This is a genomic window from Candidatus Burkholderia verschuerenii (genome assembly GCF_001189365.1).
Classification (GTDB): domain Bacteria; phylum Pseudomonadota; class Gammaproteobacteria; order Burkholderiales; family Burkholderiaceae; genus Caballeronia; species Caballeronia verschuerenii.
In genome coordinates, this window is the sequence record NZ_LFJJ01000097.1 from 1 (window position 1) to 19,372 (window position 19,372).

The 19,372-nt window shown below is 62.2% G+C and carries 22 protein-coding genes and 1 riboswitch; of the genes, 7 read left to right on the forward strand and 15 right to left on the reverse strand.

Annotated features, from left to right (window positions below; genetic code table 11):
* Positions 1 to 122 precede the first annotated feature (122 nt).
* The 9 genes from bioB to BVER_RS17005 all read right to left on the reverse strand — a co-directional run bounded on the left by bioB (position 123) and on the right by BVER_RS17005 (position 7,953).
* A complete protein-coding gene (bioB, locus tag BVER_RS16970) occupies positions 123 to 1,139 on the reverse strand; it encodes a biotin synthase BioB (RefSeq protein WP_050454316.1) in 1,017 nt (338 codons plus the stop codon).
* A gap of 30 nt (positions 1,140 to 1,169) precedes the next feature.
* On the reverse strand, positions 1,170 to 1,862 hold the full coding sequence (gene bioD, locus BVER_RS16975; protein ID WP_050454317.1) for a dethiobiotin synthase: 693 nt from the start codon (positions 1,860 to 1,862) through the stop codon (positions 1,170 to 1,172).
* Complete coding sequence (gene bioF / locus BVER_RS16980; protein WP_050454318.1) at positions 1,859 to 3,049, reverse strand: 8-amino-7-oxononanoate synthase; 1,191 nt, start codon at positions 3,047 to 3,049, stop codon at positions 1,859 to 1,861. Before bioF ends, bioD begins: the two co-directional genes overlap by 4 nt.
* On the reverse strand, positions 3,046 to 4,353 hold the full coding sequence (locus tag BVER_RS16985; protein WP_050454319.1) for an adenosylmethionine--8-amino-7-oxononanoate transaminase: 1,308 nt from the start codon (positions 4,351 to 4,353) through the stop codon (positions 3,046 to 3,048). The genes bioF and BVER_RS16985 overlap by 4 nt, the downstream gene beginning before the upstream one ends.
* Positions 4,354 to 4,640: 287 nt before the next feature.
* On the reverse strand, positions 4,641 to 5,831 hold the full coding sequence (locus BVER_RS16990; RefSeq protein ID WP_232316596.1) for a dienelactone hydrolase family protein: 1,191 nt from the start codon (positions 5,829 to 5,831) through the stop codon (positions 4,641 to 4,643).
* Positions 5,832 to 6,224: 393 nt separating this feature from the next.
* Complete coding sequence (locus BVER_RS16995) at positions 6,225 to 6,644, reverse strand: YchJ family protein (protein WP_050454320.1); 420 nt, start codon at positions 6,642 to 6,644, stop codon at positions 6,225 to 6,227.
* The gene (locus BVER_RS33985) at positions 6,641 to 6,964 is read right to left on the reverse strand and encodes a glutathione binding-like protein (RefSeq protein WP_232316597.1); all 324 of its coding nucleotides are present in this window, start codon (positions 6,962 to 6,964) and stop codon (positions 6,641 to 6,643) included. Before BVER_RS33985 ends, BVER_RS16995 begins: the two co-directional genes overlap by 4 nt.
* Positions 6,965 to 7,249, reverse strand: a complete 285-nt coding sequence (locus BVER_RS33990; protein ID WP_232316598.1) for a glutathione S-transferase N-terminal domain-containing protein — start codon at positions 7,247 to 7,249, stop codon at positions 6,965 to 6,967. It lies immediately after the preceding gene.
* Positions 7,250 to 7,275: 26 nt separating this feature from the next.
* Positions 7,276 to 7,953, reverse strand: a complete 678-nt coding sequence (locus tag BVER_RS17005; RefSeq protein WP_050454321.1) for an SDR family oxidoreductase — start codon at positions 7,951 to 7,953, stop codon at positions 7,276 to 7,278.
* Between the two features lie 191 nt (positions 7,954 to 8,144).
* Between BVER_RS17005 and BVER_RS17010 the strand changes: the two genes are divergently transcribed.
* The 5 genes from BVER_RS17010 to BVER_RS17030 all read left to right on the forward strand — a co-directional run bounded on the left by BVER_RS17010 (position 8,145) and on the right by BVER_RS17030 (position 10,262).
* Positions 8,145 to 8,759 carry a hypothetical protein gene (locus BVER_RS17010; protein WP_232316599.1) on the forward strand — a complete coding sequence of 205 codons (615 nt, stop codon included), beginning with the start codon at positions 8,145 to 8,147 and terminating at the stop codon, positions 8,757 to 8,759.
* A gap of 92 nt (positions 8,760 to 8,851) precedes the next feature.
* Entirely contained in the window at positions 8,852 to 9,100 is a 249-nt protein-coding gene (locus BVER_RS17015; RefSeq protein WP_050454322.1) for a hypothetical protein, read from the forward strand.
* A complete protein-coding gene (locus BVER_RS17020; protein ID WP_050454323.1) occupies positions 9,087 to 9,503 on the forward strand; it encodes a type II toxin-antitoxin system VapC family toxin in 417 nt (138 codons plus the stop codon). Before BVER_RS17015 ends, BVER_RS17020 begins: the two co-directional genes overlap by 14 nt.
* Before the next feature lie 122 nt (positions 9,504 to 9,625).
* Complete coding sequence (locus BVER_RS17025) at positions 9,626 to 9,829, forward strand: hypothetical protein (protein ID WP_050454324.1); 204 nt, start codon at positions 9,626 to 9,628, stop codon at positions 9,827 to 9,829.
* A 16-nt stretch (positions 9,830 to 9,845) separates the two neighbouring features.
* Complete coding sequence (locus BVER_RS17030; RefSeq protein ID WP_050454325.1) at positions 9,846 to 10,262, forward strand: type II toxin-antitoxin system VapC family toxin; 417 nt, start codon at positions 9,846 to 9,848, stop codon at positions 10,260 to 10,262.
* 47 nt (positions 10,263 to 10,309) lie between these two features.
* Here BVER_RS17030 and BVER_RS17035 read toward each other — a convergent pair whose 3' ends face one another.
* From BVER_RS17035 to BVER_RS17045, 3 genes are all read right to left on the reverse strand, one after another.
* The gene (locus BVER_RS17035) at positions 10,310 to 11,515 is read right to left on the reverse strand and encodes an acetyl-CoA C-acetyltransferase (protein WP_050454326.1); all 1,206 of its coding nucleotides are present in this window, start codon (positions 11,513 to 11,515) and stop codon (positions 10,310 to 10,312) included.
* A complete protein-coding gene (can, locus tag BVER_RS17040; RefSeq protein ID WP_157056101.1) occupies positions 11,508 to 12,278 on the reverse strand; it encodes a carbonate dehydratase in 771 nt (256 codons plus the stop codon). Before can ends, BVER_RS17035 begins: the two co-directional genes overlap by 8 nt.
* A gap of 165 nt (positions 12,279 to 12,443) precedes the next feature.
* Positions 12,444 to 12,872, reverse strand: a complete 429-nt coding sequence (locus BVER_RS17045; protein WP_050454328.1) for a MerR family transcriptional regulator — start codon at positions 12,870 to 12,872, stop codon at positions 12,444 to 12,446.
* Positions 12,873 to 12,976: 104 nt separating this feature from the next.
* Between BVER_RS17045 and BVER_RS17050 the strand changes: the two genes are divergently transcribed.
* The gene (locus BVER_RS17050; protein WP_050454329.1) at positions 12,977 to 14,050 is read left to right on the forward strand and encodes an MBL fold metallo-hydrolase; all 1,074 of its coding nucleotides are present in this window, start codon (positions 12,977 to 12,979) and stop codon (positions 14,048 to 14,050) included.
* A 6-nt stretch (positions 14,051 to 14,056) separates the two neighbouring features.
* On the opposite strand, the gene BVER_RS17055 is transcribed toward BVER_RS17050, so the two are convergent.
* On the reverse strand, positions 14,057 to 15,649 hold the full coding sequence (locus BVER_RS17055; protein ID WP_050454330.1) for an ABC transporter substrate-binding protein: 1,593 nt from the start codon (positions 15,647 to 15,649) through the stop codon (positions 14,057 to 14,059).
* Positions 15,650 to 15,857: 208 nt separating this feature from the next.
* Positions 15,858 to 16,028, forward strand: a riboswitch (yybP-ykoY riboswitch).
* A 95-nt stretch (positions 16,029 to 16,123) separates the two neighbouring features.
* Here BVER_RS17055 and BVER_RS17060 point away from each other — a divergent pair.
* Positions 16,124 to 17,134, forward strand: a complete 1,011-nt coding sequence (locus BVER_RS17060; RefSeq protein WP_050454331.1) for a sodium:calcium antiporter — start codon at positions 16,124 to 16,126, stop codon at positions 17,132 to 17,134.
* Between the two features lie 186 nt (positions 17,135 to 17,320).
* Here the strand turns inward: BVER_RS17060 and fliT are convergent, their stop codons facing one another.
* Complete coding sequence (fliT, locus tag BVER_RS17065) at positions 17,321 to 17,620, reverse strand: flagellar protein FliT (protein ID WP_050454332.1); 300 nt, start codon at positions 17,618 to 17,620, stop codon at positions 17,321 to 17,323.
* 19 nt (positions 17,621 to 17,639) lie between these two features.
* Positions 17,640 to 19,172, reverse strand: coding sequence for a flagellar filament capping protein FliD (gene fliD / locus BVER_RS17070; protein ID WP_050454333.1), 1,533 nt, complete (start codon positions 19,170 to 19,172; stop codon positions 17,640 to 17,642).
* Between the last annotated feature and the right edge of the window lie 200 nt (positions 19,173 to 19,372).

Here is a 19,372-nt window from a genome sequence, read left to right on the forward strand (position 1 = left end):
ATGAATGACTTCCGTGGCTCCTCGCCACTTACGGCGAACCACTTGAAGTTGCTGGCCGTGCAATGGATGCCATGGATACTCCATTGTGACGAGCTTCAATCGGTATGCTGAATGTTGTTTGGTTACACATGCCCACAAGCGTGCTCAGCTTCCTCACCCGTAGCGCCAGCATCAAAAGCACGCATCCCCAACCGCGCCAGCAACGCCCTGTCCGCTTCAGCCTGCGGATTACTGGTAGTCAACAACTGATCCCCATAAAAGATCGAATTAGCGCCCGCAGCAAAACAAAGCGCCTGCAGCGCCTCGTCCATCTGCTCACGCCCAGCAGACAACCGCACCATAGCCGAAGGCATCGTAATACGTGCAACAGCAATCGTCCGCACGAACTCGAACGGATCCAGCGCCTCCGTGCCGGTCAACGGCGTGCCCGCAACCTGCACGAGATTGTTGATCGGCACCGACTCCGGATACGGCTCCATATTCGCCAGTTGCGAGATCAACCCCGCCCGCTCGCGCCGCGATTCGCCCATCCCGACTATCCCGCCGCAGCACACATTGATGCCCGCATCGCGCACATGTTCGAGCGTGTCGAGCCGATGCTGATACGTCCGCGTCGAAATGATCTGCCCGTAAAACTCCGGTGACGTATCGAGATTGTGGTTGTAGTAATCGAGGCCCGCATCGCGCAAACCTTGCGCCTGATGCGCCTCCAGCATGCCGAGCGTCACGCAGGTTTCGAGGCCCATCGCCTTGACACCGCGAATCATGTCCTTGATCGGCTCGAGATGACGATCCTTCGGATTGCGCCACGCCGCGCCCATGCAGAAACGCGTCGCGCCGTTCGACTTGGCGACTTCCGCGGCCTTCAGCACGGCGTCGACTTCCATCAGCTTTTCGGCTTGCAGGCCCGTGTCGTGATGCACCGACTGCGGACAATACGCGCAATCCTCCTCGCAGCCGCCCGTCTTGATCGACAGCAACGTGGACAACTGCACCGCGTTCGGATCGAAATGTTCGCGATGCACCGTCTGCGCGCGATACAGCAAATCGTTGAACGGCAACTCGTACAGCGCGACGATATCGGCGACGCGCCAGCGTTGCTTGGTGGCGGCATCGGGCGTGGCAAGAGACTGAGTCATGAAGTGATCCTTTTGATGAAACGAAAGCGGTTAGCGAATGCGCTCGAGCAGCGCGCGCGTGTCGAGATGATCGGCGGCGCGCGCGGCATCGGCGGGAGCGAGATGAGGAATCACGCCGAGTAGCGGCGCGGGCAGCCGCGCGGTCAGCGTGGCGATGTTTTCTTCGGGATACAGCATGCTCGGATCGACGCGATTCGCCACCCACCCCGCGAGCCGCAACCCGCGCGTGGCGATGGCTTCCGCCGTCAGCAACGCATGGCTGATGCAGCCGAGCCGCATGCCGACGACCAGCACCACCGGCAAGCCGAGCGCGACGGCGAGATCGGCGGTGTCGTGCGCGTCGTCGAGCGGCACGCGAAAACCGCCGACGCCTTCCACGACGACGATATCCGCCTGCGCTTGCGCCATGCGATGCGCTTCCACGATGCGCCCGATATCGAGCGTCAGGCCTTCGCGCGATGCCGCGATATGCGGCGCGATCGGCTCGCGCATCATGAACAGCGTGCGTATCTCGTTCGGCAGCGCGACGTTGGCGGCGGCATCGAGTTGATCGGCGTCTTCGTTGTGCAGCACGCCGTCGCGCTCGATCGCGCCCGAGGCGATCGGCTTCATCGCGGCGGCGCGCAGACCGGCGCGCGCGAAGCCGTGCAGCAGCGCGGAAGAAACGAGCGTCTTGCCGATTTCCGTATCGGTTCCGGCGACGAATAACGAGAGTGCGGTCATAGCGTAGTCAGAGCGTGATCGAGGCGCGCGAGATCGTCCTCGCTGTGCGCGGCGGACAGCGACACGCGCAATCGCGACGTGCCCGCGGGCACCGTCGGAGGACGAATCGCCGGAACCCAGAGACTGTGCTCGTCGAGCGCGGCGGCGATCGCCAGCGTCTCGTCGTTGCCGCCGATCACGAGCGGCTGCACGGCGGTGTGCGAATCGACGGGCAGCCAGCGCGTGCGCTTGAGCATCGCGCGCGTCGTGTCGATCAGCGACGCGAGATGCGCGCGGCGCGCATCGCCTTCATCGCTCGCGATGATCCGCACGCTCGCCGACAGCGCATGCGCCACCGCCGGCGTCGATGCCGTCGTGAAGATATACGGCCGCGCGCGCTGGATCAGCCATTCGACGACGGTTGCGTCCGCCGCGACGAACGCGCCCGATACGCCCGCCGCCTTGCCGAACGTGCCGACATAGACCAGATGCTTCGAGCGCAGCGCGTAGTGCGCGAGCGCGCCGTGTCCTTGCGGGCCGAGCACGCCGAAGCCGTGCGCATCGTCGACGACGAGCCACGCGCCGTAGCGCTCCGCGAGTTCGACGAGACGCGCGAGCGGCGCGATATCGCCGTCCATGCTGAACACCGTATCGGTGACGATGAGTTTGGTCGCGGGATCGTCGCGCGAGGCGTCGAGCATCGCGTCGAGCGCGGCCATGTCGGCGTGCGGATAGATCTGTGTCTGCGCGCGCGAAAGCCGCACGCCGTCGATCAGCGACGCGTGGTTCAGCGCATCGGAAAAGACGAGCGTGTCGCGTCCGGCGAGCGCGGTCAGCACGGCGAGATTCGCCATGTAGCCGGTGCTGAAATAAAGCGCGCGCGGATCGTCGACGAAACCGCCCGAGAACGCCGCGAGTTCGTCTTCGAGCTTTGCATGCGCGCGCGAATGTCCACCGAGCAGATGCGAACCGCCGCTGCCCGCGCCGTACAGCGCCGCGCCTTCCGCGAGCGCCGCGCGAATACCTTCGTGCGCGGCGAGGCCGAGATAATCGTTGCTCGCGAAGCCGACGATCTTTCGGCCATCCACGCTCAGATGCGCGGAGCACGCGCCGTCGATCGTCTTGCGCCGGCGACGCAGGCCGCGCGCGTCGAGATCGGCGAGTCCCGTGTTCAGCGCGTCGTAGAGTGCGTGAGACGTATCCTTCATTCGATGCGCTCCGCAAGCGTGGCGTCGAGCGTGTCGCGCGTGCGTTGCGCGAGCAGCAGCAGTTCGTCGTCGCTCAGGATGTACGGCGGCATCATGTAGACCGTGTTGCCGATCGGGCGCATCAGCAGTTCGCGCTGCAAGGCGTTGGCGAAAAAGCGGCGCGAGAAAGTTTTGTCTTCGATATCGACGTCGAACGCGAAGATCGTGCCGCGCTCGCGGAAGTTTTTCACGCGCGCATGCTTGGCGAGCGGCTGCAAGGCTTCGCGCAGCAGCGCCGATTTGCGGCGGTTTTCAACGAGCACGTTCGCGCTGTCGAACAGATCGAGCGTGGCCAGCGCCGCGCGGCACGCGAGCGGATTGCCCGTGTACGAATGCGAGTGCAGGAAGCCGCGCGTCACGTCGTCGTCGTAGAAGGCGGCGTAGATCGAATCGCGCGTGAGCACGATCGACAACGGCAAGTATCCGCCGCTGATGCCCTTCGACAGACACAGGAAATCGGGCCACACGCCCGCCTGCTCGCACGCGAAAAACGTCCCCGTGCGGCCGCAGCCGACGGCGATTTCATCGGCGATCAGATGCACGCCGAACTCGTCGCACAGCGCGCGCAGACGCGTGAGATACGACGCGTCGTACATCGCCATGCCCGCCGCGCATTGCACGAGCGGCTCGACGATCACGGCGGCCAATTGCGACGCGCGATGTTCGAACAGCGCGCGCATCGCGGCAATCGCTTCATCGACACCGACCGCCGCCGGCGACGCGACCACATGTGCGTGGCGAATCAGCGGATCGTAAGCGTCCTTGAAAATGGCGACGTCGGTCACGCCGAGCGCGCCGATGGTCTCGCCGTGATAGCTGTTCGCGAGGCACGCGAATTCGCGCTTGTCCGCGCGACCGTTGTTGCGCCAGAAATGAAAGCTCATCTTCAGCGCGATCTCGACCGCCGACGCACCATCGGAGGCGAAGAACGCATGACCGAGCGTGCGCTGCGTGAGCGCGTGCAGCCGTTCCGCGAGTTCGACCGCGGGCGCGTGCGTGCAGCCGGCGAGCATCGCGTGTTCGAGCGTGTCGAGCTGATCTTTCAGCGCGCGGTTGATGTCGTCGTTCGCGTGGCCGAACAGATTGACCCACCACGAACTGATCGAATCGAGATAGCGATTGCCTTCGTGGTCGTAGAGCCACGCGCCCTTGCCGCGCGCGATGGGCACGAGCGGCATGCGCTCGTGGTGTTTCATCTGGGTGCACGGATGCCACACGGCGGCGAGCGAACGCGCGATCCAGTCTTGATTGGCTTCAGTGTTCAAAAACGGCTCCCAGGCCCGCGCGCACAGCGGGCCGGATATCGGACGGGCGTTGAATGCCGGCGTCGTCGGAGAATTACGGGTGAATGCTGCGCGAGTCAATTATCGCCAAAAGAGGCGCGGCCTTCGCGTTTCGGCGGGGTTTTGCGGCTGGTGGGCGTGTGCATCGGACACATGGAAAAACGCTATCGCGGCTAACTTCGCGCAAGTCGGCGCGATATCGATCCAAGAAGCGAAAACGCCGGCGCGAGGCCGGCGTACGAAATTTTTGGGAAGCAAGCGTTTCAGATTCAGCGCGATGCGGTCTGCTGCGTTTCGCTCGCGCCATCGTTCCAGACGACGCGATTGTCCACCGCGTACAAATGGCACGGATCGTTGCTCTGCTTCTGGCAACTCGCGATGGCGACCGACATCGGATCGTCGCCGCCTTCGGCCCACGACCACGCGCCCGAATCCGACACGGCGAAGGCGCGGCTCGAATACTGGCTCAGAAAGTTTCGATAACCTTCACGGCCGCCTTCATCGATGAAAGGCACCGACTTCACGGAATCGAGGCTCGCGAAATCCGTGGCTTTCGGCAGCGCCGGTTCCGACACCTGATATTGTACGGCGGTCGGCATGCCGATCTGCGCGAGGAACGCCTTGACGTGCGGCCACCAGACCTGCACGCCATCGCGATCGCCGACCAGCCGATGCGCGTCGTTCTTGTAATCGCCGAAATCGACCATGCTGGCGCGCGCGCCGTGCGACGTGAACGCCGTGTACATGCGCGAGGCGAGATCGCCTTGCCACACCGAATCGTTGTCGCCGTACAACCACAGCGACGGCAGACGCGTGTTCTGGCCGTAATCGCCGTATGCGCTGACGAGATTTTTCTGCCAGCCGTCGCATTCGTCCTGACGCAGACCGCCCGAGAAATTGATGAGACCGCGCACGCCCGGCGCGGAAACGGCATCGCGCGCGCCGTAGGCGATCGTGGTCAGCCCGCCGTGCGAGGTGCCCGCGACGACGATATGCGTCTTGTCGACATACGATTGCTCGCTCATGTACGAGACGGTCGCGGCGACATCCTGCGCTTGCGCGAAGCCGTTCGCTTCGACATCGCAGCCGTGGCCGGCGTACTGGCCACCCGATCCCGCGAAGCCGCGGCGATTCGGCACGACGACGACATAACCGTGACGCACGAACTCGCACGCCAGCGCCACCGGACGATTGCGCGGCTGAGAATGCGCGTTGCCCGGAAGCTTGCCGTGATTGAAGACGATCATCGGGAACGGGCCCGCGCCGTCCGGTTTGAAGACGGTGGTTTCGAGCGCGATATCGCCTTCGGGCACTTCGATCACGCTTTCGTTCAGACCATTGGCGACGATCGGCAGGCTCTGGTCGAGTACATTGCCGATCTGACCGAATGCCGGCGCCTTCAGACCTTCGGAAGGACGCACCCCGCCGATCGGTTCGGCGCACGCTACGGACGTGACCAACGACGTCGCGAGCGAGATAGATCGCCATGCTGCATCCGACCAACCAGGTTCTGATCGCCATCCGTGAACTCCAACCGCGCCTAAATTCGTGTGTTGATCCGGCGTAACCCAAACGTCTGATTTGAAGTCACAAACCGATCTCGCTGCTGCCGATGAGCAGTATCGGACACGGCTTGGGGGAGTCATGCCTTGAAAAGGCAAGACAATTGGCTTCAAAACGGGATTTCGCTGCGATACCCGGGCGCGGACCTGACAGCGCTTTGGCATGACGCACAGATTAACTGTCCAAAATTGCAGTGCACAATCAGAGTAATTCCCTAATTAGTTAATCTGAAAGAAGAAATTCAGGGAATTAATACTTGCATCAGCCGCTTTTCTATTTAAAAAAATTATTTACTTATTTTTGATATCGCCGTCGATATAAATCCAATGCGCGGTGCTATCGCGTTTGAAGCGGCTGGCTTCGTGCAGTCGATGCGCGCGCCCGTCGACCTTGTAGCGCGCCACGAACTCCACTTCCTCGCGATCGGCATCGACGACGGTGTGACGTTTGATCTCCAGCCCGAGCCAGCGCGTGCCCGGATCGGATACGTCGAGATCGGGCGGGCAGGTGGCCGCGTCCCACGTCGCGCGAAGATACGCGATGTCGCCGAGCACGTAAGCGGTGTAGCGCGAGCGCATCAGTTCCATCGCGTTCGATGCAAACGCGCTACCTTCGATGAATCGTCCGCAACAGGCGTCGTAGCGCGGCGGCTTCGCGTTCGCGCGCTTCACCGGCGATGCGCCGCCGCAAGGGCAGTCCACCGGCTTCATGCGTCGACGCCCGGCATCTCGACGTGACGCGGCTGCGCGCGCACGCGATCGAGCCACGCCCGAATATGCGGATAGTTCGACAGATCGAGCCCGCCTTCGTCGGCGACATGCGTGTAGGCGTAAAGCGCGATATCCGCGACCGTATAGCGCTCGCCGACGAAGAACGTGCGCGTGGCCAGATGCTGTTCCATCACGTCGAGCGCGCGATACGAACCGGCGATTTTTTCGGGCAGACGCGGGTCGTCATGTTGCTTCAGAAATTGCCGGATGAAGCGCGCGCGCGCCACGTACGGCTCGTGGCTGTATTGCTCGAAGAACATTCATTGCAGCACTTGCGCGCGTTCGAGGCGATTGTCGGGCAAGAGCGGCGAGCCGTCCGCGAGATAGCAGACGATCGCGTCCGATTCGGACAGAACCGTGTTGTCGTCGATCACCAGCACCGGCACCTTGCCGTTCGGATTGAGCTTGCGAAACGCGTCGGTGCGCGTCGCGCCGTTCATCATGTCGACTTCGTGCCACACATACGGCAGATTCAACTGTTCCAGCACGAGCCGGACCTTGTAGCAGTTGCCGGAAGGCGATACGCCATAAGCCTGATACTTCACGTCGATTCCTAATTATTTTGTATGACTTACCATTCTAGCTTCGTGCCGTCGTACTGCACGAAGCTGCCGTTGAATTCCTCGCGCATCGCGCCGGCTTCGGCGATCACGCCGCGCATGCCCGACACGCTATGCGTCACGTCGATGGCCGCGGACGATCCGCCCATGTCGGTGCGCACCCAGCCCGGATGCAGCGCGATACACGCCGAATGGCGCGATTCCAGCGACGCGATTTTCACCGCGCAATTCACCGCCGCCTTGCTCGTCCGATACAGCCAGCCCGTCGTGCCGCTCGCCTCCGCGATGCTGCCCATCTTGCTCGACACGACCGCGAGCACGCCGCGCGCGGCATCGGTGAGCGGGAGCAGCACGGGCAGCAGTTGCATCGGGCCGAGCACGTTGGTGTGCATCACCTGATCGAAATCTTCGCGGCTGACGGTTTCGACGCTTTCGGTGCGCGGACCGTACACGCCCGACACGAGAATCGCCACGTCGAGCTTTTCCTCGTCGAGCTGCCACGCGAGCGAGGCGATCTGCTCGGCTTGCGTGACATCGACGGAGAAGGTTTGCGCGCCCATCGCGTCCAGCGCGGACAGCGATGTTTTGTCGCGCGCGGTGGCGAGCACGCGCCAGCCGTCGCGGCAATAGGCGCGCGCGAATTCGTGGCCGATGCCGCGCGATGCGCCGACGATCAATACCGTTTTCATGAGCAGCGCTCCCGATGAATGGATATAGCGTCGACTATACGCGACGCGCGGTCGCGGTTCATTTCGCGCGCCTTGCAGTATGGTGTTGCGCTTTCGAACAAGGCGGATCGGAAGGATGATGCATTGCGATGTGGTGATCGTCGGCGCGGGGCCGGCGGGTTTGTGTCGGCAAGTCGATTCTGGTGTGCTGCATGACGCACGACGAACCGCATCGCCAGGCGGCGTGGGAGTGGTTCGGCCACGGCCAGACGCTCGCGCTGCTGCCGATGAACGCGGATCCGGAGACCGGCGCGCATCGGTCGTCGGTGGTGGTGGCCTTGCCGTCGCCGTCGATCGAGCGTCTCGCGCAGTCCGATCGCGACGCGTTCAATCGCGAGATCGAGTGGCGTTTCGAGCATCGCCTCGGCGCGATGTCGTTGCGATCGACGCGTCATGTGTATCCGCTGGTGTCGGTTTATCCGAAGCGCTTCGTGGCGCAGCGCTTTGCGACCATCGGCGATGCCGCCGTGGGCATGCATCCGGTGACCGCGCATGGGTTCAACTTCGGGCTGACGAGCGTCGCGTCGCTGTCGACGCTGATCCGCGAGGCGCGGGCGGCGCAAAGCGATATCGCCGGCGACGCGCTGCTGCGGCGCTACGAACGTGGGCATCGGCTGGCGACACGGCCGCTTTATCTGATCACGCGATTCGTGACGGATGTTTATACGCGCGATGCGTTTCCGGCGAGCTTCGCACGCGACGCGCTGTTGCGGATGGGCGAGCGCATCGCGCCGTTCAAGCGCGCGGTGGCGATGTCGTTGGCGTGAAAGTGATGCGCGTTGACTAGGCCATTCGGATAACTAGGTATGCTGAACGAATCCGAGTAAAGTCTCCCTGTTTGCACGGTTTGGGAGTGAGTATGGATAAGTACAAGATCACTGAGAATCCGTTGCCGGATACCATCGATCCGGTTTGGCTCGAGGAACTGCGGGCGCGGGGCGCCGAACGGCGGCGTGTCGAGGAAATGGTCGAGGTGTTGTTGGGGATCGATAAGCCGAAGCCGAAGATGAGCTTCGAAGATTATCTGATGACTTTTCCGAAGATCGATTGCGACGACGCGATCTTCGCTCGCCATCCCGAGAGGAGAGATTCGGATGTATCTGGCTGACACCAACGTCATCAGCGATACCCGGCGAGAGGACCGTGCGAACGATGGCATTCGCGAGTTCTTTCGTCGGGCGCAACTCGACGCTCGGTCCGTTCATCTCTCCGTCGTCACCGTCGCAGAACTTCGGCAGGGTGTCTTATGGCTTCGACACAAAGGTGACCAGCGGCAGGCAAAAACCATCGAAACCTGGGTCGATGGCATCTTGCTCGAATACGCCGCGAGGATTCTGATCGTCAACAAGGAAATCAGTGAACTGTGGGCGCGTCTGCGCGTGCCGCAGCCCGAGCCGGCGCTCGACAAGCTGATTGCAGCGACGGCGATTTATTACGGCATGACGGTCGTCACGCGCAATGTGAGGGACTTTGCCGAGACCGGGGCTAAGACGTTTAATCCGTTCGAGTGACACGCGGGCCGGCTCGCTTTCCACTTCGTCTCAGATTTTGCCTATACCGTTCGGATGACTGGAAAACGTTTCGGAATGCGATAGAGTGTGGTCATCCGAAACACAGCAAAAGGAGTGGTGCAATGGCGGATTTGATATTGCGTGACGTGGACGAGAGTTTGATCGAGCGTCTGAATGAGGTGGCTGGCCTGTTCTTGCTCAGCCCGGAGGAGTATCACCGGCAAATCCTGCAACATGCTCTGGAGAAAACCGAGAATCGTAGTTTCATCGAACACCTGATGCGTATGCCGAACGTCGGCGACGATGAAGACTTCGCGCGCGTTTGATCGAACCGGAGCAGGTATGTATCTCGCGGATACGAATGTCATCAGCGAACGTCGGAAAGACGAGCGGGCGAACAAGGGCGTGCGCGATTTTTTCTGTCAGGCCGACGAGCAGAACCACAAGATTCATCTCTCCGTGGTCGCCATCGCGGAGGTTCGGCGTGGCGTCAACCTGGCGCGTTATAAGGGCGACGAAAAGCAGGCTGTCGTGCTCGAACGCTGGCTGAGCGCAATCGTGCGTGACTACGCGCAGCTTATTCTGAAAGTCGACAAGGAAATAAGCGATTTATGGGGGCGTCTTCGGGTGCCGCATCCCGAACCCGCGTTGGATATGTTGATTGCCGCGACGGCGATTCATCACGGCCTGACCGTGGTGACGCGTAATGTGAAAGACTTCGAAAAGACCGGCGTCAAAACGCTCAACCCGTTTGTCTGACATCGTGCGGTCGGCCCGGCGATCCTCGTCCCCGAGCCGACCATCGCTTACACCATCTCAACGCCCATCGCGGTCGCTTCTCCGCCGCCGATACACAAACTCGCCACACCACGCTTCAATCCGCGCGCCTTCAACGCACCGAGCAAGGTCACCAGAATCCGCGCGCCCGACGCGCCGATCGGATGCCCCAACGCGCACGCGCCGCCGTTGACGTTCACCTTGTCGTGCGGCAGATCGTGCTCGCGCATCGCGGCCATCGTGACGACGGCGAAGGCTTCGTTGATCTCGTACAGATCGACATCGCCGGCGCGCCAGCCGTTCTTCTCGAAGAGCTTGCGGATCGCGCCAACGGGCGCCGTCGTGAACAGCGCGGGCTGCTGGGCGAACGTGCTGTGCCCGACGATACGCGCAATCGGCGTCAAGCCGAGGCGTCGCGCGGTGGATTCGCGCATCATCGTCAGCGCGGCCGCGCCATCCGATATCGATGACGAATTCGCCGCCGTCACCGTGCCGTCTTTCGCGAACGCGGGCTTGAGCGACGGAATCTTCTCGATGTTCGCCTTGAACGGCTGCTCGTCGCGCCCGACGACCACATCGCCCTTGCGGCCCTGAACCGTCACGGGCGCGAATTCCCACTTGAACGATCCGTCCTCGTTCGCGCGTTGCGCGCGCCGCAGCGATTCGACCGCGAACGCATCCTGCGATTCGCGCGAAAACTCATACGACGACGCGCATTGTTCCGCGAACGTGCCCATCAGACGGCCCTTGTCGTACGCATCCTCGAGGCCGTCGAGGAACATGTGATCGAGCACCTGCCCGTGGCCCATGCGCATGCCGCCGCGCGCCTTCGGCAGCAGATACGGCGCGTTCGTCATGCTCTCCATGCCGCCCGCGACGATCACGTCGACCGAGCCGGCGAGCAGCATGTCGTGCGCGAACATCGCGGCGCGCATGCCGGAACCGCACATCTTGTTGATCGTCGTGCTGCCGAACGACAGCGGCAATCCCGCGCCGAGCGCCGCCTGACGCGCGGGCGCCTGTCCTTGTCCGGCAGGCAGCACGCAGCCCATGATCGCTTCGTCGACCTGTTCGGGCTTGAGGCCCGCGCGCTCGACCGCGGCCCTGATCGCCGCCGCGCCGAGTTGCGGTGCGGTCAGCGCGGCGAAATTTCCCTGGAATGCGGCCATCGGCGTACGCGCCGCCGATACGATGACGACCGGATCGTTCTCGCTGTTGCGTTGAAAATCACTCATGTTTCATCTCCTTGATGACGCTTTGAATGACGTTGGGCACATCGCCGAGACGCGCCGCATCGGAGGCGAGCACGTCGTTTTCCGCCGCGTGCGCTGCGCCACGGCTCAGCGACGTCACGCACGCGCGATACTTCGGCTCGATCTCGTCCTGCGAGCCGATCATCATGCCCATGTTGCGCAAACGGCCGTCGTGCACGCCGTACGTCCAGCCGTGCACGGTGAGGTCCTGACCGCGGGCCCATGCATCGCCGACGACGGTCGTGCGGCATACGTTGATGGTCTGCTCGATCGTGTTCAGTTCGACCAGCCGGCGATGCCGCGCCTCGCCCACCGGCCATTCGTCGAGCAGCGCGCCGTGCTTTTCGCGCACATCCTCGACGTGACGCAGCCAGTTATCGGCGAGACCGACGCGCCGCCCGACCAGCGCCGCGCCCACGCCCGAACAGCCGTAATGCCCGACGACCATGATGTGCTTCACCTTCAGCAGATCGACGGCGAACTGAATGACGGACAGACAGTTGAGGTCCGAGTGCACCACGACATTGGCGATATTCCGATGCACGAACACTTCGCCCGGCGGCAAGCCGATGATCTCGTTCGCCGGCACGCGCGAGTCCGCGCAACCGATCCACAGATACTCCGGCGTTTGCTGATGCGCGAGGCGCTTAAAGAAATCGCCGTCTTCATCGAGCTTGTGCGCGACCCATTGCTCGTTGTTCGCGAAAAGATGGGCGAGGGGATTGTTGTCGTTGATATCGGTCATGATCGTCTGGCCGTGTGCGGCCTGTGTTGATGCATCGTCGGGCGGGAAGCGCTCCGCCGGAACGTGCCGTGAATCTTGTAAAAAATCGTGCGGGCCGACGGTATATCACGGTTCGCGCGACGACTCGTCTTCTTCACTACGCGGCGCAGGAACTTTGCGCGCGATTCATGCCGCCTTGATCTTGCGCGCGCGTTTTTCCGCGCCGCTCGCGAGCAGCGCGCGCGCCTGTTCTTCATACGCGGCGAGTTCGGCGAGCGTCGTGTCGAGGTCTTCGCGCTGACGTTCCAGCACGTCGCGATGCGCGGCGATCGTTTCGACGAACGCCTTCAATTGCGTCGTCGTGCCGATCGGCGAATCGTAGAGATCGAGCAGCGCGCGAATTTCCGACAGCGTGAAGCCGAGCCGCTTGCCGCGCAGCGTCAGCTTCAGACGCGTGCGATCGCGCGCCGAATACACGCGACGCAAGCCGTTCGAGCCTTCGCGCGCGGGCGCGAGCAGGCCCTGATCTTCGTAAAAGCGAATGGCGCGCGGCGTGACATCGAATTCGCGCGCGAGTTCGGTGATGGTGAAATTCGTCTGAGTGGTTTGAGTCATCGCTGGCGTCGGCGCGAAAGTCCATGCAACGATAGAATGGAGGTTAACGTAATCGTCAACTTGGCCAGATTGTAACGCAGCGCCTATCGGGAGGCATCGCACGCATGAACGCACTCGAACATCAGCTCGATTATGTTTTCGCCGACGCTCTGCCCGACGCGGGCACCGTCAAGGAAGTCGCGCCGGGCGTCATGTGGGTGCGCATGCCGCTGCCGTTCGCGCTCGATCACATCAATCTGTGGCTGCTGCGCGATGAAATCGACGGCGTGCAAGGCTGGACCGTCGTCGATTGCGGCATTTCGAACGATGCGATCCGCGCGAACTGGGAACGCGTGTTCGACAGCGAGCTCGATGGCTTGCCCGTCCTGCGCGTGATCGTCACGCATTGCCATCCCGATCATTTGGGCCTGGCGGACTGGATCTGCAAGGGCGGCGACAAGGCGCGCTGGAACGTGCGCCTGTGGATATCGCTCGGCGAGTATATGAACGGCCGCGTGATGGCCGCGGGCGACGGTTCAAACGCGGGCGGCGAGCGCGCGGCGCAGCATTTCGCAACGCACGGTCTCGCCGACGAGCAATCGCTCGATGAATTGCGCAATCGCAAGAGCTACTACCCGACGCTCGTGCCGTCGATTCCGCCGGAATATCGGCGCATTCGCGATGGCGACGTCATCGAAATCGGCGGGCGCGCGTGGGAGGTGATCGCGGGCTTCGGCCATTCGCCCGAACACAGCGCGCTCTACAGCGCGAAAGATAAGCTGCTGATTTCAGGCGACATGGTGTTGCCGCGCATCTCGACCAACGTGTCGGTGTTCGGCATGGAGCCGGAAGGCAATCCGCTGGCGTTGTACCTGGAATCACTCGGCCGATATGAAGCGATGCCCGAAGTCACGCTTGCGCTGCCATCGCACGGCAAGCCGTTCAGGGGCGTGAGTACGCGTATCGGGCAATTGTGCGATCATCATCGCGCGCGGCTGGCGGAAGTGCGCGAGGCGTGCGCCGCGAAGCCGTGCAGCGCCGCCGATATCGTGCCGATCATGTTCAAGCGCAAGCTCGATATTCACCAGATGACCTTCGCGCTCGGCGAAGCGCTCGCGCATCTGAACTTGCTGTGGCTCGACGGCACGCTCAAACGTCAGACCGGCGATGACGGCGTGATCCGCTTCACGCCGGCCTGAACACACTTACTGCACCGACACCGCGCCGAAATTCACGCGCCCGAACTGACTCACGGTATAACCGCTGACATTCGTGCGCGTGATGGCATACGCCGTCGGATACACGAGCGGAATCCATAGTGCCTGATCGTGGATGATCTTCTGCGCTTCGGTGTATGACTTCGTGCGCTTCGCGACATCGGCAGTGGTTTTACCGTCGGCGATAGCCTTGTCCAGTTGCGGATCGCAGTATCGCGCGAAGTTGATGCCCGACTTCACCGCATTGCAGCTGAACAGCGGCGACAGATAATTGTCCGGATCGCCGTTGTCGCCGGCCCAGCCCATAAACAGCATGTCGTGCTGGCCTTGCTTGGCTTCCTTGATCAACTCGCCCCATTCGATCACTTTCACTTGCGCCTTCACGCCGATCTTCGCCAAGTCGGCTTGCAGCAATTCCGCGCCCGCTTTCGGATTCGGATTCAACACGCTGCCGTTCGGACGCACCCAGATGGTCGTTTCGAAGCCGTTCGGGAAGCCCGCATCGGCGAGCAGCTTCTTTGCGGCATCCGGCGAATACTTGTACGCGGCGATGTTTTTGTCGTAACTCCACGTATTCGGCGGATACGGATTGACGGCTTGCGTCGCCGTGTTGTCGAACACGGTCTTCATGTACGTCGTGCGATCGAATGCCTCGTTCAGCGCCTGACGCACCTTCGGATTATCGAGCGGCTTCTTCTGCGTATTCAGCGCGACGAACGCCGTCATGAACGCGGGCGTTTCGCTGACCTTGAGCGACTTGTCCTTCTTCGCGTCGATCACGTCTTGCGGCTTCGGCGACAGCGCGATCTGGCATTCGCCCGCCTTGATCTTTTGCGCGCGCACGGTGGCGTCGGGCGTGATCGCGTAGATCAGGCGATCGACCTTCGGCTTCGGTCCCCAGTAGCTCGGATTCACGTCATAGCGGATCACCGCGTCCTTCGTGTAGCTCTTCAACTGGAACGGGCCGGTGCCGATCGGCTTGGCATTGAGGTCGACTTGTTGATTGGCTTTAAGCAGCTTGTCCGCGTATTCGGCGGAATAGATCGACGCGAAGCCCATCGTCAGAATCGGCACGAAGGTGGCGTTCGGCTCGTTGAGTTCGAATTTGACGGTGCGATCGTCGACCTTGGTGACGGACTTGATGAGCTTCACGAGGCCCATCGACTGCGCATGCGGAAAGCCGCTCGCGCCCGCGACCTTGTGCCACGGATTGCTGTCGTCGAGCATGCGCGAGAAGGTGAAGACGACGTCGTCGGCATTGAACGGACGCGTCGGCTTGAAGTAATCGGTGGTCTGAAACTGCACGTTCGGACGCAGATGGAACGTATAGCTCAGGCCGTCGCTGCTCACGTCCCATTTGTCGGCCAGCGCGGGCGCGAGTTTTTTCTGCGCCTCGTCATATGACACGAGCGTGTTGAAAATGACATCGGCCGATGCGTTGGTTGTCACCAGCGAATTGAATTGCACGACATCGAAGCCATCCGGGCTCGATTCCGTGCAGACGGTGAGCGGCTTGGCGAGCGCGAGCGTCGGCAGCATCGACGTGAGGGCGAGCGTGGCGGCGAGAAGTTTCAGACGCATGAGATCTCCCGTGACCGGCTGGTCACACAAGGTTTCGTTATTGTTGCGTTCGTATGACGGCGTGCGCGATGAGTGTACGCGAGAGCGGGCATCGCGCCGTTGCGCGGTCAGATTAGCGAAATGACTATCCTAAGACAACGATCCGATCGGCATACGCATATGCGCCGCGACATTTGTCGGCTTGCCGAAGCGTCCGCGCCAAGCTAAACTTGCGCCGTCTTTGGGGAGTAGCCTTCCTTCCGCAATGGAAGGAGAACGCGTCAACATCCTCGGCTTTGCTGCCGTGGCGCGTTCGACCAGTCCGGTTTGGCGAGACCATCGATGCACTTCGTCGTTCGTGGCCGGACGTCGCGTGGTGCATCGTGGTTCGCTGACGTCCGGCCGTGGAATCATCGTGTCCCCACAACAAAAAAATAGCTTTTTCGCGTCCGCAAGCGTGACGCGCTCGCCGCATTGTCCGATGCGAGGTGTCGCATGACGATGCTCTTCCTCGAACTCGCGCTGATGCTCGCGGTCATTCTGATCGCGTCCGAACTCTTCACCAACGCGCTCGAACATCTCGGCGAACGGCTCGGCATTTCCGAAGGCGTGACCGGTTCGCTGTTCGCGGCGGTCGGCACGGCGCTGCCCGAAACGACGGTGCCGATCATTGCGCTGTTAGGCGGTACGGCAAGTCAGGCGGTGAACGAAGAAATCGGCGTCGGCGCGATTCTAGGCGCACCGCTGATGCTCGCCACGCTCTCCACGTTTTTGATGACGCTTGCCATCATCAAGTCGCGCGGCCCGCGTGGACATGTAATGCCCGAGCGCACCGGCTTCACGCGCGATCTCAACTTCTTCCTGTTCGCATTCATGATCGCGTGCGCGGCGATGTTCGTGCCGCATCACGTGTGGGCGGTGCGCGCGCTGTTCGCGGTCGGTCTGGTCGGCGTGTATGTGTTCTATGTCGTGTCGACGTTCAGGGCATCGGCGAATCTGGTCGAAAGCGGACACGGCACCGAAGCGCCGGAAGCGCTGTTCGTATCGCGTGTCGGACTGAAGACCTCGCTCGGCACGATCATGCTGCAGTTTCTGATCGGCATCGTGCTGCTGGTCGGCGGCGCGAAGGGCTTTATTCACGGCGTCGAAGGCGTGTCGCATGTGCTCGGCGTGTCGCCGCTGCTGCTGTCGCTGATCATCATTCCGATCGCGACGGAATTGCCGGAGAAGGTGAACAGCATCATGTGGGCGCGACGCGACAAGGATACGCTGGCGTTCGGCAATATCACTGGCGCAATGGTGTTTCAGGGGACGTTGCTGCCGGCGATCGGCATCATGTTGACGCCTTGGGAGCCGCGGATCGAAGTGCTGACGGGCGTGTTGATCACGCTGGCGGCTGCGGCGTGGCTGCGGTTCAATGCGCGGGCGAACGGGGTCGTGCTGTGGGCGTTGCTGGTGAATGGGGCGCTTTATGCGCTTTATCTGGTGTTGACGTTGGGGCGGTGACGGGCGGAGCGTGCGTGGTCTGGTCGGGCGCACTCGATCAGACTGCGCACGCCGCATACGCAAACCCCAAGAAATAGAAAATGCCCGCACGCGGCGGGCATCAAGAGCACAACATCGCTTCCGGTCGAAACCTTCCGCGTCGTTCTCGTTGTTCTTATCTATATAACGGCACGCCGAAGCAAAACTTTAGAGCCACGCGGCCTTCTGATACCGGCCCGCCGCCTGCGCCTGATTCATCGACTTGCGATACGCCGTCGACAGCATCATCTGCGCACTTTGCGCGCGGCCCATCATCGCTTCGATGCTCGCCTGAATGCGGCGGATGATCGCAAGCGACTCCGCCGATTGCTCCGCGTGCAGCGACATCAGCATCGGCGAACGCGTCTGCGTCAGTTCCGCCGCGCGCGTCCAGTTGCCCGCCGTCGCAGCGGCTTCGATCGCCTCGGTCAGTGCCCAGGCGTGTTGAACGATGTCGTGTTGATCCATGTCGTGCCTCATTCGCTCGTTACTTGTTGGTCGCCAGCGCGCCCGCGCTGCTGGTGCCGCCGAACAGCGCCGTCAGGTAGCTGCCCTGCGTCGACATCTGCGACATCAGCGTATTCAGCGCCGTGAACTGCGCGTTGTACGTGGTCGTCAATTGCTGCGTGTACGACGCCAGTTGCGTCTGCTGATTCTGGATGCTCGTCAGATCGGCGTTCAGCGCGGTCGTGCGCGTGTCGATGATGCCGCCCGTGCCGAGGAACGACGTCAGGCTGTTGTTCAGCTGCGCCGCGACGCCGTCGTTGGAATTGAACAGCGAGGCGACCTTGGTCGGGTTGTTGGTGAGCGCCGTCGTCAGCGCGGTCTCGTCGGTCTTGAGCGAGCCGTCCGGTTGCAGCGCGATACCGATCGACGCCAGATTGACCGCGCTCGAACCCGTGCCGATCGCCTTGCTGATCGTGCTGGCGATCGTGTTCTTGATGTTGTTCATCATCGAGTCGCCAAGCAGCGCGCCTTGCGAGCTGGCCGTCGAATCGTACGATGTCAGCGATGCCACCGTGCTGATGTAATTGTTGTACGCCGTCACGAACGCTTCGATGGACGTCTTCTGGCCGTCCGTGTCCTGCGCGATCGTCAGCGTCTGCGGCGACGAGGCGACCGATGCCTGCGTGAGCGTCATCGTGACGCCCGACACCGCGTTGCTGATCGTGTTGGTCGGACTCGTGATCGAGGTGCCCGCAACCGTCAGCTTCGCGTCCTGGCCGCCCGTGTTCTGCGTCCAGTTCGCCTGGCTCGCCGTATCGAGCGAGGTCGAGGCCGCCGTGGTCGTGGTGTTGCCGTTCGAATCGGTCGTCGATGTCGAGTTGATGCTGGTGACGTTCAGCTTGCTCAGATCCGACGAGCTCGACCCGCTGTCGAGCGTGGTCGAGATGTTGATCGCGCTCGCCTGACCCGTCGCGGTCGAACGCAGCACGAGGTGCGCGCCGTCCGTGCCGTTGATCACCGTTGCCGACACGCCCGGATTGTCCGATGCCGAATTGATCGCCGAGGCGATGCCCGACAGCGTGTTGTTGCTGCTGTCGATCTTGATCGTGCTCGACTTGCCGTTCATGCTCAGCGTCATCGAGCCGGAGCCGAGTTGCTGCGTCGAGGTGAACGCGCCCGACGTAATGGACTGCGCCGCCGCGATGTTGCTCACGCTGACGGAATAGCTGCCCGCCACCGCGCCCGTGCCGGCGGTCGCCGTCAAGCCCGTGCCGTCGGCGCTCGCCTTGAAGCTGGCCAGCGTTGTGCCGTTCGACAGATTGGTGAGCGAGCTTTGCAGCAGCGACATTACGGACTTGAGCGTACCGATCGCGGTCAGCTGCGTGTTGTCGTTGCTGGTCTTGGTGTTGAGGGTGTCGGTCTGGCCGGCAACCTTCGCATTGACGATCGCGGTGACGAGCGAGTTCACGTCCATCGTCGATTTCGTGGAACCGCTGACGATCGATTGCGCGGCCTGCTGGACGGCGCTGTTCGGATCGACGGTGGATCCCGAGGTCGTTGCTACGGTGGTCATAAGTACTCCGGTCGTGACGCTTTGCGATCGTTGGGAATAAAGCGGGCTTATCGCTGCCCGGAAACGCGCACAGGGAGACTAGGCTCTGTTCACATTTGAAGAAATGTGTTTACATCTCATCTTTTGCGTAAGCGATCAAGATGAGTCGAATGTTGCTGACCGATGAGATATGGGGACGACTGGAGTCCATTGTTCCGGGT